This is a genomic window from Winogradskyella sp. ECml5-4 (assembly GCF_036903175.1).
GTDB classification, from domain to species: domain Bacteria; phylum Bacteroidota; class Bacteroidia; order Flavobacteriales; family Flavobacteriaceae; genus Winogradskyella; species Winogradskyella damuponensis.
Map to the genome: position 1 here is coordinate 60,986 of NZ_JAYJLF010000003.1, position 14,895 is coordinate 75,880.

The following is a 14,895-nucleotide window of genomic DNA, read 5'->3' on the forward strand; positions in this document are numbered from 1 at the left end:
ATTATTGAATCAATAGTTTTTTAATTTTAGGAATAGGACCTGTACATTCTGTTTTATGGCAATTAAGACAATTCGTAATTGCTGTATTAAAACGCTCTTTTAGATCCGTATTTGAAAGTGTATCTGCAATAGCTTCTTGTGATTCTATAAATACATTTACAAAACTCTGCCAATTTTTGGTTCTAGATTTACCATTTGTCATTTCTGCAGAATGTAATTTTAGTAAATCTAAAGGCATTGAATTTGGTGTTTCTCCTGCAACAATTTGCGCTTTTAATTGTTGGTTGTATACGTACATTGCATTCATAAAACCTGCCATTTCAGAAGGTTGGTACATCTCGTATACGACCTTTTCTTGTGTAGGTTCTATAGGTGTTTTTTCTTCATTTTTACAATTATAAAATATTGAAAATGATAGAAATATTAGTGCATAGTGCTTATTTTTTAAGTAGAACTCCATCAGCTTCAAAACCATATTCAAATTTAGGGTCTGTAATCGCAGCAATTTCTTCTTCTGATTTACCAGCATCTTCTGCGTAATGTTTCAATTCATCAACAGATGTTTCAGAAACATAAGCTTTTCCGTTCATTACAACTTCACCTTCAGCATTTAATGGCATAAAAAAACCGTAATCTTTAAATTTTACCATTATTTTATCTTCACCGTTTACATCTATAGTCATCCAACAACCTTTCTTAGAGCAAACTTCTACAATTTTTCCTCTCATTTTTGCGTTAATAGTGTCTCCTGCTTTTAAGCCTTTATAGTGTTCCATCATACGCTCTGTAGTTAAGGCATCAGCATCGTTTATTTCTTTTCCGAAAGATGCATAAGCGATTTCTTGTGTAGCTTCTTCCACTTTGTTTTCAGTAGTTTTAGCTTCGTTTTTACAAGAAAATGCTACTAAGCTAATCGCTAAAAGTAAAATGATTTTTTTCATTATTTATGAATTTTGAATTGAATTATTATCGAATTGCGAATTTAAGCAATTTAAAGGAATATTACCTTTTTTTAACGGTGCCGATTATGTATTTTTGTTGCAAAACCGCATTCAATTATGGCTATTTATACAGATAAAATCAGTGTTGAAGTATCTAAGACGTCTAAAATCGAAAATGTAGATTTTAGTGATTTAACATTTGGCCGTGTATTTACCGACCACATGTTTGTCTGCGATTATGAAGATGGTAAATGGCAAAATCCAAAGATTATGCCTTATCAAGCTATGACTTTTGAGCCATCGGCACGTGTGTTTCATTACGGACAAGCCGTTTTTGAAGGTATGAAAGCTTATAAAGATGATGATGGAAAGGTTTTTCTATTTAGGCCTAAACAAAATTTTAACAGAATTAATAAGTCGTCTGCTCGATTAGCAATGCCTGTTTTTCCTGAAAACTATTTTTTTGAAGGTTTAGAAACTTTATTGAAATTAGATAGCGATTGGATTAAGCCAGGAGTTGGTAACTCATTGTACTTACGTCCATTTGTAATTGCTACAGAGCCAGCGATTTCTGCGTCACCTGCTAGCACTTATAGGTTTATGATTATTTGCTCGCCTGCAAAATCGTATTATAACTCTGCAGTACGTGTTTTAATTGCAGATCATTATAGTCGCTCTGCCAATGGTGGAGTTGGTGCGGCAAAAGCGGCAGGGAATTATGCTGCTCAGTTTTATCCGACAAGTTTAGCACAACAAAAAGGATTTCAACAAGTGGTTTGGACAGATGCAGACACCCATACGTTTCTTGAAGAAGCAGGAACCATGAATGTGTTCTTTAGAGTAAATGATAAGCTAATTACAGCACCAACAAGTGATAGAATTTTGGATGGAATTACTCGTAAAAGTATTATTCAACTTGCAGAAGATTTAGGTATTACTTGTGAGGTAAGACAAATTACAGTAGAGGAAATAAAAAATGCAGCAAAAGATGGAAGCTTAAAAGAGGTTTTTGGCGCCGGAACAGCTGCGGTAATTAGTCCAATATCTGCATTTGAGCACCAAGATGAATTATTTGAAATTTCGGGTGTTGATGCAGAAGATTCTTATGCTAAATTATTTAAGCAAACCTTATTAAATATTCAACATAATTTATCTGAAGATAAGCATGGTTGGAGACATGAGGTAAAATAAAATAATAATAATAGTAAAAAGAAAAGCAGCCCGTGGGCTGCTTTTTTTATGATTCTAAAATGGCTTTAATGTGAGGTTTAAAATAGTTAGGACCTTTTAAAACTTTGCCATCTTCACGATAAATTGGTTCGCCATCTGCGCCTAATTTACTCATGTTACTGCGTTGTATCTCTTCAAAGACTTCTTCTATTTTGTGCTGCATACCGTGTTCTATAATGGTACCACACAAAATGTAGAGCATGTCACCTAAAGCATCTGCAACTTCAACTAAGTCATTATTACTAGCAGCTTCTAAGTATTCTTCATTTTCTTCGCGCATTAATTTGTAGCGTAACATATTTTTTTCGTGACCTAAGTCGGCTTTAGGTGTTTCACGATGTCCTATTTTGAAAGCCGTATGAAACGCTTTTACTGCATTAATTTTGTCTTGCATAGTTGTTGTTTTAATCCTTATTTTTGCATAAAAATAAGAAGATGTTTAGTACTGGTCAATTGATTTTTGGAATATTATTTTTTATTGCATTTGTAATCGTTATTGCATATCAGTATCGTAAAGATCTTCAACTTCATAAGAAACACTATAAAGGAACCTTTTGGGTGCTCATTGCTTTTATTGGTTTTATTGGTATGATTGCAGCAATTAAGTATGTTTTTATGTAATCATCTGTTTTTTAGTCTTTTTGTCTAAGATTAGTATACAATTCAAATTTTATAACTTATTTTCAAAAATATACCTCTTATTAGGTATGTTTTGGTGTGTTTTTACTTTGCATCTTTGACATGAAAAATGATTTTTAAATCAAAAATTTATAAATCCCTGAGATTTTATGAAAGTAGAGTGCTGTTATACAAATTTTAAGATTATACTATGTGTCTTACTACTGCCATTGATGTGTAATAGCCAAAAACAACAAGATTCTTTATATACAATTTGGGGGAATACGCAATTAGCTGATACTACAAGAGCTAGTGCTTACAGGGATTTTATTTACAATAATTATTTCGAAAATAAAACAGATAGTGCTTATGCTATGGCATTGCGTTTAATGGATTTTACAGAAGTACATCAATTAAAAAAACACAAAGCAGATGCACTTATACTTTTAGGTAAAATAGAACATATTTTTGGAGACACTCCTAAAGCGTCAAAGAATTTTGAGTCGAGTTTGAGCATTTATAAGGAATTAAACAATAAAAGAGGGCAGGCAAAAGCTATTAATGGTTTAGGTGTTTCTTATAAAAAAGTGTTTAATCTTGATGAAGCCAAAACATATTATGAAAAATCATTAGAGCTCAGTAAAGAGATTAAGGATACCATTTTAATGTCTCAATCTTTAGTTAATATAGGTAATATCTATATTTGGAGATACAAATCAGACAAAGCACTAAGTTATTATACGGAAAGTTTAAAGCTATCTAAAGCCGCTAAAAATAAACGAGAAGAAGCTTTAGCTTTAATAAATATAAGTAATGCTTATACCCAGAAACAAGATTATAAACGGTCTGAAAATTATATGAATGATGCCATAAAAATTGGAGATTCATTAAATAATTATAACATTTTAGCTCATGCCTACCAAGGGTTGTGTCTTAAATATTTTAAACAAAAGGATTATGATAAGCTTATAAGTACAGCAGATAAGCTATTAGGCTATGGGCAAAAGACGTTTAATGATGAAATGATTGGTTCCGCTTATTATTTTCTTTTAGAAGGCTATAAGGGAAAACGAAACTTTGATTTAACCGTAAAATATCTAGAGTTAATTAAAGATTTTAAAACCAATATAGATGATGTTCTTACAATAAGAACACTAGCAAAAATAAAAATAGATAACCACCGCACAAAAGATAGCCTTCTTCATATAAACCATACCTTAAAAACAGGAATGTCGCATCAAAAGGAAAAAGCGAATCTGTTTTTAGCTTGGGGCGGAAGCATAGCAGTGCTTTCAGTTATAGCGTTTTTTATATACAAAAATATAAAGCGCAAGCAACATAAGGCAGAGAAAGAACGTCAAGATGAAATTGATGAAAAAGAAAAAATTCTAAAAGATTTAGAGCTATCTACGATTGATGCTATGATTGAAGGTCAGGAAAAAGAGCGCAAACGTTTGGCTGCCGACTTACACGATAGTGTTGGTGCTACTTTGGCAGCAGCAAAATTACAGTTCGATTATTTAGTAAATCATCAAAAAGATACTGCAGATTCAGAAGAGCTCACAAAAAAAATAAGCACATTATTAGAAACGGCCTATGTTGAAATTCGCTCTATGGCACATCTAAAAAATTCTGGTGTAATTGCAAAAAATGGTTTACTACCAGCTGTAGAAAAATTAGCAAAAAATGCATCCGGAATAAACGGGTTAGAGTTTGAAGTTCAGAGTTTTGGTTTAGATCAGCGTTTAGATAATTCGTTAGAAATTTCAATTTTTAGAATTATTCAAGAATTGGTAACTAATATTATAAAGCACGCTAAAGCAACTCAAGGAACAATTCATATTACGAATCACTCTGATAATCTCAATATCATGGTCGAAGATAATGGTGTTGGCTTTAATCCTAAGCAACTATCTAAAGTAAAATCGAAAATGGGAATCACTAGTATAGATAGGCGTGTAGAGTCTTTGGGTGGAGAGTTTACAATTGAGTCTGAAATAAGTAAAGGAACAACAGTAATAATAGATCTGCCATTATGATAACAATAGCTATAGCCGAAGACCACCAGTCTTTTATAGATGGTATCAAATTGCTTTTAGAATACGAAGAAGATATAGAAATTGTAGGCACTGTAAACGATGGTGAAGCGCTTTTAGATTTAGTACGCCTTAAACAACCTAATGTGGTGATTACAGATATAAGAATGCCAAAAAAGGATGGTATTACGGCAACAAAAAAGATAAAAAAAGAATGGCCACACATAAAAATATTAGGCTTTACAATGTTTGATCAAAAAGATGCCATTAAACAAATGTTAGAAGCAGGAGCTTCTGGGTATTTATTAAAAAACTCACCTTTAGAAGAGGTTCTGAAAGCTGTAAGATCAGTATATGAAGGTAATACTTATTTTGACGCTAACATTGAAATAGAAGTAGAGAATGATGCCAATAAAAAGGCAAAAAGCATTCTAACGAAACGACAAGTTGAAATCTTAAGTTTAGTAGCACAAGGAAAAACATCTCGAGAAATTGCAGACGAACTTTTTATAGGTGTGCATACCGTTGAAACACATCGTAAAAACATGATTCGAATTCTTGGGCTTCATGGTAAAGGAGAGTTAATGCGTTATGCTTTAGAAAAGAAGTATAGGTTTTAAGATTATTACCAGCTTGCTATATGTCAATTCCAGAGCAAAAGTATATCCTGTTATCGGCATATTATTAAAGCAACTAAAATTTTAACCTTTAAAAAAGGTTTTATATCTAGAAAAAAAACTCAAACTCAATTATAATTCTAATTTCGCTATTAACCAACCTTAATGTATTATGAAACATAAAAACCTATTAAACATTTCTTTTTTTCTCTTAATTCTTAATTTATCCTTTGGCCAAAGTTATGTTGGTCATTCTATTGATAATTATTCTGGTATCCAGGGTGTAATTTACAATCCATCGAGTATTGTGGGCTCTAACTTAAGAGCTGATGTAAACTTAGTATCTGCTAGTGTCTTTGGTGGTAGCGATTATTTTGGAATAAATGCCAGTGATATTATAAATTCTAATGGTAGTTTTGATTTTGAAGAAGATAGTGAAAAATTCTCAAGTAATTCTAATAACTTTTTTTTAAACGCAGACATTGTCCTGCCATCGTTTATGTTCAACCTTACTAAAAAGAGTAGTATTGGTATCGTAACTAGAGCAAGAGCAAACTTTAATATTAATAATATAAATGGAGAGCTTTATGAAGTCATTGCAGATGATTTTAATTCAGATGAAGACTTTGACTTTGATTCTAAAAACTTAAATGGAACAGTGCATGCATGGGCAGAAATAGGATTAGCCTATGGTAGAATACTTATGGAGAAACCTAATCATATCTTAAAAGGAGGTGTGACCTTAAAATACCTCCAAGGTGCAGGTAGCGTATTTATGAGTAGTCCTGGTTTACAGGGAAACTATGTGGCATCAACAGAAACATTAACAACTCAAGGTGTTTTAAATTACGGTACAAGCCAAGATTTTGATAACGATGATATAGATTTTAGTAATCTTACCTCTGGTTTTGGTTTAGATATTGGCTTTACTTACCAATGGTATAAGGAGCGTGAGAATGATGATCTTCCTACTTACAAAGACCCTTATAAATTAAAAGTGGGTGTATCTGTTACAGATATTGGTTCTATTAATTATGATAATTCTACTGTTAATAGTTACGATTTAGATGCTACGGTAAATACGGCAAATTATGAAGACGATGTAGAAGACTTTTTAGATTCTAACTATGCAACTGTAGAAACCAACAAAGCAGCAAAAATAAACTTGCCAACGGCATTACATTTACTTATAGATTACAGGCTGACAAAAAAGTGGTTTGTGAGTGCGCAAGCAGATTTGTCTATGGTAAAAAAAGGATCAGAGTTAAGTACTTCTGTTCTTAATACGGTAACTATGGCGCCAAGGTTAGAAACAAAATGGTTTAGCTTTTACGCACCACTTAGTTTTAGACAATATGGAGATGTGTCTTTTGGAGGTGGTATTCGATTAGGACCTTTAACAGTAGGTTCTGGATCTGTTTTTACAAACCTTTTATCTGATAGTTCTAAAACTACAGATGTTTATTTGGGGTTAAAGATTCCGTTGTATAGATAACATTAGATATAAAAGATAAATTAAAAAATACCCAATAGCGGGTATTTTTTTAATTTATAGCGTTTTGTAAGTTTACAGAGCTATTAATCAGTAAATTATAATGTTATGAAGCAATTAAAAATTTTATCTGTTCTTTTTATTTTTGTTATTTTTTCAACCTCTTGTAGTAAAGATGATGATGAAGCCAGTGATTTTGATGGTAGTATAGAATCTGTTAAAGACTTTTTTACACCAGAACTTGTAGTCGCATTAGAAGACCTTGGCTTCAATATTAATCAAGGAGATACTCCTCCAAATATAGAAGGATCTTATTTGTCTGCACCTTTTAAGCTAGAAGCCTCAACAGTATCTGGAGATTTTGTAGGTAAAAGTTTTCCAGATTATACTTCTATTTTTTCAAACCAAAATAATAGTCGTTTAAAAATAGATTTTAATGGCATGGGTGGCAGCCAAACAGACGAAGGTTATGGGTCTTTAATTTCAGGAACTGATAATGAATTTTCGGTTTACTTAAAACTTACCTCACAAATATCTGGCTCTGTAGAAGTGGTGTCTGCCTATGCTATATCTGGTAGAATGACCGATAATGGTATCGAAGATTTTCAAATGGCTATTTTAATGTTAGATGACAAAGGTGATCCAGACGGTGTCTACATTGATAACAATACAGGTAGGTTATTATACGATACAGATAACTTCTCAGAAAAAATTAATTAAAAACCTAAATTATGAGAATTTAAAAATTTATTTCTCTTTTAATAAAAAAAAAGCAGCCATTTTAATGGCTGCTTTTTTTTTGTAATAATGGGATCTTTTAAGCTTTATTTGCTGTTAAAGTGACTTTTAACTCAATGTCATCGTTAATAAATTTATCGCCTAAATTATCAAAGAATGATTTAGAACCATATTCAACATTCCACTTAGAACGATCTATTGTAAACGTTTCACTTGTTAGCGTTAATTTATCACCATTAACAGTTGTTGTTACAGGGATGCTGATATTGTTTGTAGCGTCTTTTAATGTTAAATTGCCAGATAGCATAGTTTTTCCATCTTTAGTTTCAATTCCTGTAATCTGAAATTTTGATACAGGATATTTTTCTACATCAAAGAAATCAGCACTTGATAAGTGTCCTACTAATTTGGCATTACCTTCTTTTTCTACTGGAATATCTAAAACAGTAATACTAGTCATGTCAATAGCAAATTTACCACTTTCAATAGCTCCGTCATTAACATTTATTATTCCTTCTTTAATGTTAATTGTGCCATTATGAGTGCCAGTTGGTTTAAAACCTTTCCATTCAATAGTAGAATCATCGGTATTAACATTGTATGTTACAGACATAGCTTCAGCAACTGCCGCTTCTGCAGCTTTCTTCGTTTCTGCTTCTTTTGCTTTATCACCACAACTTGTAAATGTAATTATAGTAATTAGCGTAAAAATGTTTAAAAAATTAGATTTCATGTTAGTGTTTTTTTTATTAGAGTTGTTAAAAACAAAGATATGAAATACTGTGTTTAATGTATGATAAAAAAATGTTAATGACATTTTGACATTTTTATAATAATGGCAGTACTTTTGCCTATCTAATTGAAAGTTAAAAAAGAACTCAAAATGAGTAAAAGAGATAAAAACAATAAGGTTGAGGATCCACAAGTAGAGGATCAAGCAACAACTACTACAGAAGCTGATGTTGAAACACAAGAAAACGAGATGAAATCTCCAGAAGAACAATTACAAGATCAACTGGTTGCTGAGAAGGATAAATTTATGCGTTTGTTTGCTGAATTTGAAAATTACAAAAAGCGAACTACAAAAGAACGTATAGAATTGTTTAAAACAGCAAGTCAAGACGTTATGATGTCTATGTTGCCTATTTTGGATGATTTTGAACGTGCTTTAACACACATAGAAGACGATAAAGAAGCCGAAGAATTAAGAAAAGGTGTCTTATTAATTTACAATAAGTTAGTAAGTACATTAGAGCAAAAAGGCTTGTCTAAAATAGAAGTAAGACAAGGAGATGTCTTTAATGCTGACAACCACGAAGCAATTACCCAAATTTCTGCTCCAAGCGAAGACTTAAAAGGAAAAATTATTGATGTTGTAGAACATGGTTATAAGTTGGGAGATAAAGTCATTCGTTTTCCTAAAGTGGTAATTGGGCAATAAAATTAAAAAAAAGAGTTTTCCTTTATACGGAAACGAACAATAAAGCATTCGATGAAAGAAGATTATTACGATATATTAGGCATAAGCAAAGGAGCTTCTGATGCAGAGATAAAAAAAGCATATCGAAAGATGGCTTTAAAATATCATCCAGATAAAAATCCAGATAATATTGAAGCAGAAGAAAAGTTTAAGAAAGCAGCTGAAGCTTATGAAGTATTAAGTAACGCTGATAAAAAAGCACGTTATGACCAATTTGGTCATCAAGCCTTCAACGGTGGCGGCGGTGGCGGCTTCGGTGGCGGCGGAATGAATATGGATGATATCTTTAGTCAGTTTGGCGATATTTTCGGAGGAGGCTTCGGAGGTGGAGGCGGTTTCAGTGGCTTTGGCGGAGGTGGCAGACAGCGCGTAGTTAAAGGTAGTAATTTACGTATTCGTGTAACGTTAACTCTAGAAGAAGTCGCTAACGGTATTGAAAAGAAGATAAAAGTAAAGCGTAAAATTCAAGCGCCAGGAACAACGTACAAAACGTGTAGTACCTGTAATGGATCTGGTCAGGTTACAAGAGTTACTAATACTATTTTAGGCCGAATGCAAACTGCAGCAGCTTGTCCAACTTGTGGTGGAGCAGGTCAAAGTATTGATAAAAAACCTTCAGATGCAGATGCACAAGGTTTAAAAGTGTCTGAAGAAACCGTAACGGTTAAAATACCAGCTGGTGTTGTAGATGGTATGCAACTAAAAGTAACAGGAAAAGGTAACGATGCGCCTGGAAATGGTATTGCTGGTGATTTGTTAGTTGCCATACAGGAAGAAGATCACCCAACATTAAAACGAGAAGGTGATAACTTACATTACGATATGTATGTTAGTCTTCCAGATGCCGTATTGGGTAACTCAAAAGAAATAGATACCGTAACCGGAAAAGTAAGAATTAAGATTGAAGCTGGCGTGCAGTCTGGTAAGATATTAAGATTACGTGGCAAAGGTATACCTAGTATTAATGGGTATGGTAAAGGAGATTTATTGGTTCATGTAAATGTCTGGACACCAAAGACTTTAAATAAAAAGCAAAAAGACTTTTTTGAAAGTATGAAAGAAGATGAACATTTTGAGCCTAAACCTGAAAGTTCAGATAAATCTTTTTTCGAAAAGGTAAAAGATATGTTTTCATAAGCACATCTATTTAATAAAAAATAGTATATTTGAATTATCGCTAATGCTAATTAGCGGTAATTTTTCTTTTTCATAGCAATTTTTTCCCATCCTTATTTAGTTATAAGGGTGGGTTTTGTTTTTATAATATTCGATGTTTTAGTGCATTATAAAAAAGAATAATTAGTAAGGTTTTTATTCTTTATAACTCTTCAACATTTAATATATTTACATACGAACCTATTTATAAAAAACTAATTGAATATGAATGACTTATTAGTCGCAAATTCTGTATCAAAAAATTTTGGGGATTTTAAGGCGTTAAATAAAGTTTCTATTGCGGTACCTAAAGGTAGTATTTTTGGCTTACTAGGGCCAAATGGCGCAGGGAAAACAACGCTAATTCGTATTGTAAATCAAATTACAATGCCAGACGAAGGCACTGTGCTATTAGATGGAAAAACATTAAAGCCAGAACACATTAGAGATATTGGTTATTTACCAGAAGAACGAGGCTTATATAAGTCTATGAAAGTTGGTGAGCAATGTTTGTATTTAGCACAATTAAAGGGTTTAAGTAAATCTGAAGCTAAAACAAGATTAAAATATTGGTTCGATAAGTTAGAAATTGGAGATTGGTGGAATAAAAAAATTCAAGAATTAAGTAAAGGACAAGCACAGAAAATACAGTTTGTAGTAACGGTTTTACACCAACCTAAATTATTGATTTTTGACGAACCTTTTTCAGGTTTTGACCCTATAAATGCGAATCTTATTAAAGATGAAATCTTACAGCTTAGAGATGAAGGAGCAACGGTGATTTTTTCAACCCATCGTATGGAATCTGTTGAAGAATTATGCGATCATATTGCTTTAATTCATAAGTCTAATAAGGTTTTAGATGGTAAACTGAATGATATAAAACGCCAATACAAAACAAATACGTTTGAAGTAGCCTTAGAGTCCCCAAATAAGGAAAGGGTACTTTCAGAAATTCAAAATACTTTTGAAGTGCTTCCTGCAACGTTTAAAAATTTGAATAACGATATTAAATTGAATGTGAAAATAGGAGAAAACACATCGCCAAATGATTTATTGTCGTTTTTAACCTCAAAAGCAGAAGTACATCATTTTGTAGAAGTTATACCTTCAGCTAATGACATTTTTATTCAAACTGTAAAAAATAACTAAAAATGAATCATTTACCACTCATTATAAAGCGTGAATATTTAACAAAGGTTAAGAATAAGTCATTCATTATAATGACCTTTTTAAGTCCTTTAATAATGATAGCGCTGATTGCAGTTGTTGCTTATTTATCACAATTAAATAACGATAAGCAACGTACAATTTCGATATTGGATGAAACAGGTTATTTGTCTGATATTTTTCAAAATACTGAAAATACAACTTACACCAAATTAAACGGATTAGATTTAGATGATGCTATAGCTTTAGTTAAAGAAAAAGAAGATTACGGACTTTTGCATATTGCTAAAGTAGATGCTTTGGATGCCGTTTCTAATAATGTAAAATTCTATTCAGAAGAGTCGCCTTCATTGAGTATTATGTCTGGTTTAGAACGAAAAATTGAAAAGCGTTTACAAGAAATAAAATTGCAAAAAGATGGAGTGACACTTACTCAAATAGAAGCTTCTAAAACCAATGTAGATATTGCTCAAGAAAGTTTTGAAGGTGAGAAAAGCTCTAAAATAGACAATGTGGTCAAATTGGCTTTTGGAGGTATTGCGGGGTATTTGCTATTTATGTTCATAATTATTTATGGAAATATGATCATGCGAAGCGTAATAGAAGAAAAAACCAGTAGAATTATTGAAGTAATTATTTCTTCCGTTAAGCCTATTCAATTAATGATGGGTAAAATTATTGGGACGTCACTAGCCGGTGTTACGCAGTTTGCTATTTGGGTTATTTTAGGTGGAGTTTTAATGATGGTAGTGTCTTCAATTTTTGGAATAGATTTGTCACAAGCCTCTACACCACAACAAGAATTAATGAACCAAGCTATGGAAGCCGAAGGAGCGCAAGCCATGGCAGAAAATTTAATTACTGCGATTAGTAACTTGCCATTAGCAAACCTTGTAGTTGCCTTTATGTTTTTCTTTATCGGAGGTTATTTATTGTATAGTTCTTTATACGCAGCAATTGGTGCAGCGGTAGATAATGAAACAGATACTCAGCAATTTATGCTGCCAATATTAATGCCATTAATTTTAGCCGTTTATGTTGGTGTATTTACGGTTATTGAAGACCCTCATGGAACGGTTTCAACCGTATTCTCGTTTATTCCATTTACATCTCCTGTGGTAATGTTAATGCGTATTCCGTTTGGTGTACCGCTTTGGCAACAAGGCTTATCATTAGTGTTACTAATAGGAACATTTATTCTTGCAGTTTGGTTTGCAGCTAAAATTTATCGTGTAGGTATTTTAATGTATGGTAAAAAACCAACCTATAAAGAATTATTTAAGTGGTTGAAATATTAATTAATGGTTCAAGATTTAGAACATATTGAAGATACGATTACCAATAGTAGTTTTTGGGAAGCAACTAAAAATTTCTTAGGATTACACATGAATATCGGTAACGATATTAGTATTTCAATTCTTGATGTTCTCGTTATCATTACAGCTATTTTTATTACAACAATTGTATTAAGAATAGTTTTAAAAATAATGATAAGAAAGATACCAGAAGAAAATAAAGGTAAGTTTGGTGTTGTATATGGGTATTTTAGATGGCTTGTATATATTATAATATTCTTAATAACCTTACATAGTGTAGGTGTAAATATAACAGCTGTTTTTGCAGCTTCTGCAGCACTTTTAATAGGTATTGGTTTAGCCTTGCAAACCTTGTTTCAAGATATTATATCTGGTATATTTATTTTAATCGATCAATCAGTACATGTAGGTGATATAATTGAAATTGATGGTAAAGTAGGTAGAGTAGAGGAAATTAAACTACGAACAACGAGAGCTGTAACCATTGACAATAAGGTGCTTGTAATTCCTAATCATTTGTATTTAGAAAACAGTTTATACAATTGGACACAAAATGGAAATACAACTCGCGAAAGTGTAGAAGTTGGTGTAGCTTATGGCAGTGATGTTCAGTTGGTAAAGAAATTGCTGTTGCAGGCAGCAAATACAAATGAGAGTGTACTTTCAGAACCAGCACCATCAGTCATTTTTACAAATTTTGGAGACAGTTCTTTAGATTTTAAGGTTTCATTTACAATAGCAGACAGTTTTAAAGCGCAGTTTCCTAAAAGCGATATTAGGTTTGAAATCGATCGTCTTTTTAGAGAGAACAATGTTTCTATTCCGTTTCCTCAACGCGATATTCATATTATTAAAACATAAAATATGTTAGTGATTTTAATCGATTGAAGTATTAAAATTAGTTATAACATAAAATAAAATAGAGTTATGCCAAAAATATTAATTATAGAAGATGAAGCTGCAATTCGCCGCGTATTAGTAAAAATACTTTCTGAAGAAAATAGCACGTATCAAGTTGAAGAAGCAGAAGATGGTTTGGTTGGAATTGAAAAAATAAAAAAGAACGATTACGATTTAGTATTGTGCGATATTAAAATGCCAAAAATGGATGGTGTAGAGGTATTAGAAGCAGCTAAAAAAATAAAGCCAGAAATACCAATGGTAATGATTTCTGGACATGGAGATTTAGATACGGCAGTAAATACAATGCGTTTAGGAGCTTTTGATTATATCTCAAAACCACCCGATTTAAACCGGTTATTAAATACCGTTCGTATTGCTTTAGATCGAAAAGAACTCGTTGTTGAGAATAAGATGCTTAAGAAAAAAGTAAGCAAAAACTACGAGATGATTGGTGAGAGTGACGGCATTGCACGTATAAAAGATATGATTGATAAGGTTGCACCAACAGATGCAAGAGTATTAGTTACAGGTCCAAACGGAACAGGAAAAGAACTTGTTGCGCACTGGTTACACCAAAAAAGCGACCGTTCAAAAGGGCCAATGATAGAAGTGAATTGTGCTGCAATCCCTTCAGAGTTAATAGAAAGTGAACTGTTTGGTCATGTTAAAGGAGCATTTACATCTGCTGCAAAAGACAGAGCAGGTAAGTTTGAAGCAGCTAATGGAGGTACCATTTTTTTAGATGAAATTGGTGATATGAGTTTGTCTGCGCAAGCCAAAGTATTACGTGCTTTACAAGAAAGTCGTATACAACGTGTTGGTAGTGACAAGGATATAAAAGTAAATGTAAGGGTAATAGCTGCAACCAATAAGAATCTTAAAAAGGAAATCGAAGACGGTAAATTTAGAGAAGATTTATATCACAGATTAGCTGTAATTTTAATTGAAGTTCCTGCTTTAAATGAAAGAAGAGAAGATATTCCTTTACTGATCAATTATTTCACAGATAAAATTTCTAAAGAGCAAGGCACATCTAAAAAATCATTTTCTGAAAAAGCGATAAAATTGCTTCAGAATTATGACTGGACAGGTAATATTCGTGAACTCCGAAATGTGGTAGAGCGTTTAATTATTTTAGGAGGAACTGAAGTTAGTGAGAGTGATGTAAAAGCATTTGCTTCAAAATAAAATGTATAAAT

16 protein-coding genes are annotated in these 14,895 nt (G+C 32.3%); 12 read left to right on the forward strand and 4 right to left on the reverse strand.

From position 1 onward, the window contains the following. Position 1: 1 nt before the first annotated feature. Together VDP25_RS03580 and VDP25_RS03585 are read right to left on the reverse strand one after the other, a co-directional pair. On the reverse strand, positions 2-460 hold the full coding sequence (locus VDP25_RS03580; RefSeq protein WP_334466987.1) for a hypothetical protein: 459 nt from the start codon (positions 458-460) through the stop codon (positions 2-4). Next, entirely contained in the window at positions 438-941 is a 504-nt protein-coding gene (locus VDP25_RS03585) for a DUF4920 domain-containing protein (RefSeq protein ID WP_215925475.1), read from the reverse strand. Before VDP25_RS03585 ends, VDP25_RS03580 begins: the two co-directional genes overlap by 23 nt. A gap of 117 nt (positions 942-1,058) precedes the next feature. On the opposite strand from VDP25_RS03585, the gene VDP25_RS03590 reads away from it, so the two are divergent. Next, a complete protein-coding gene (locus VDP25_RS03590) occupies positions 1,059-2,132 on the forward strand; it encodes a branched-chain amino acid aminotransferase (protein ID WP_334466989.1) in 1,074 nt (357 codons plus the stop codon). 46 nt (positions 2,133-2,178) lie between these two features. Here the strand turns inward: VDP25_RS03590 and VDP25_RS03595 are convergent, their stop codons facing one another. After that, on the reverse strand, positions 2,179-2,565 hold the full coding sequence (locus VDP25_RS03595; RefSeq protein ID WP_334466992.1) for a nucleoside triphosphate pyrophosphohydrolase family protein: 387 nt from the start codon (positions 2,563-2,565) through the stop codon (positions 2,179-2,181). A gap of 41 nt (positions 2,566-2,606) precedes the next feature. Here VDP25_RS03595 and VDP25_RS03600 point away from each other — a divergent pair, with 41 nt between their 5' ends. The 5 genes from VDP25_RS03600 to VDP25_RS03620 all read left to right on the forward strand — a co-directional run bounded on the left by VDP25_RS03600 (position 2,607) and on the right by VDP25_RS03620 (position 7,654). Beyond that, the gene (locus VDP25_RS03600; RefSeq protein WP_215925472.1) at positions 2,607-2,792 is read left to right on the forward strand and encodes a hypothetical protein; all 186 of its coding nucleotides are present in this window, start codon (positions 2,607-2,609) and stop codon (positions 2,790-2,792) included. Positions 2,793-3,022: 230 nt separating this feature from the next. After that, positions 3,023-4,828, forward strand: a complete 1,806-nt coding sequence (locus VDP25_RS03605; RefSeq protein ID WP_334466995.1) for a tetratricopeptide repeat-containing sensor histidine kinase — start codon at positions 3,023-3,025, stop codon at positions 4,826-4,828. After that, on the forward strand, positions 4,825-5,445 hold the full coding sequence (locus tag VDP25_RS03610) for a response regulator (RefSeq protein ID WP_215925470.1): 621 nt from the start codon (positions 4,825-4,827) through the stop codon (positions 5,443-5,445). The genes VDP25_RS03605 and VDP25_RS03610 overlap by 4 nt, the downstream gene beginning before the upstream one ends. Before the next feature lie 169 nt (positions 5,446-5,614). After that, positions 5,615-6,937, forward strand: a complete 1,323-nt coding sequence (locus tag VDP25_RS03615) for a DUF5723 family protein (RefSeq protein WP_334466999.1) — start codon at positions 5,615-5,617, stop codon at positions 6,935-6,937. Between the two features lie 105 nt (positions 6,938-7,042). Continuing rightward, complete coding sequence (locus VDP25_RS03620) at positions 7,043-7,654, forward strand: hypothetical protein (protein WP_334467001.1); 612 nt, start codon at positions 7,043-7,045, stop codon at positions 7,652-7,654. A 97-nt stretch (positions 7,655-7,751) separates the two neighbouring features. On the opposite strand, the gene VDP25_RS03625 is transcribed toward VDP25_RS03620, so the two are convergent. Beyond that, the gene (locus tag VDP25_RS03625; protein WP_334467004.1) at positions 7,752-8,405 is read right to left on the reverse strand and encodes a YceI family protein; all 654 of its coding nucleotides are present in this window, start codon (positions 8,403-8,405) and stop codon (positions 7,752-7,754) included. A gap of 150 nt (positions 8,406-8,555) precedes the next feature. On the opposite strand from VDP25_RS03625, the gene VDP25_RS03630 reads away from it, so the two are divergent. The 6 genes from VDP25_RS03630 to VDP25_RS03655 all read left to right on the forward strand — a co-directional run bounded on the left by VDP25_RS03630 (position 8,556) and on the right by VDP25_RS03655 (position 14,884). Beyond that, entirely contained in the window at positions 8,556-9,113 is a 558-nt protein-coding gene (locus tag VDP25_RS03630; RefSeq protein WP_334467007.1) for a nucleotide exchange factor GrpE, read from the forward strand. Positions 9,114-9,164: 51 nt separating this feature from the next. Next, positions 9,165-10,289: a molecular chaperone DnaJ gene (dnaJ, locus tag VDP25_RS03635; RefSeq protein WP_334467011.1), complete on the forward strand. Its 1,125-nt coding sequence runs from the start codon at positions 9,165-9,167 to the stop codon at positions 10,287-10,289. A 243-nt stretch (positions 10,290-10,532) separates the two neighbouring features. Beyond that, positions 10,533-11,459 (forward strand): ABC transporter ATP-binding protein, encoded by a 927-nt coding sequence (locus tag VDP25_RS03640; protein WP_215925464.1) that lies wholly within the window; start codon positions 10,533-10,535, stop codon positions 11,457-11,459. A gap of 2 nt (positions 11,460-11,461) precedes the next feature. Then, the gene (locus VDP25_RS03645) at positions 11,462-12,775 is read left to right on the forward strand and encodes an ABC transporter permease (protein ID WP_215925463.1); all 1,314 of its coding nucleotides are present in this window, start codon (positions 11,462-11,464) and stop codon (positions 12,773-12,775) included. A 3-nt stretch (positions 12,776-12,778) separates the two neighbouring features. Continuing rightward, positions 12,779-13,654 (forward strand): mechanosensitive ion channel family protein, encoded by an 876-nt coding sequence (locus VDP25_RS03650; RefSeq protein WP_334467018.1) that lies wholly within the window; start codon positions 12,779-12,781, stop codon positions 13,652-13,654. A 66-nt stretch (positions 13,655-13,720) separates the two neighbouring features. After that, a complete protein-coding gene (locus VDP25_RS03655) occupies positions 13,721-14,884 on the forward strand; it encodes a sigma-54-dependent transcriptional regulator (protein WP_215925461.1) in 1,164 nt (387 codons plus the stop codon). Positions 14,885-14,895 lie beyond the last annotated feature (11 nt).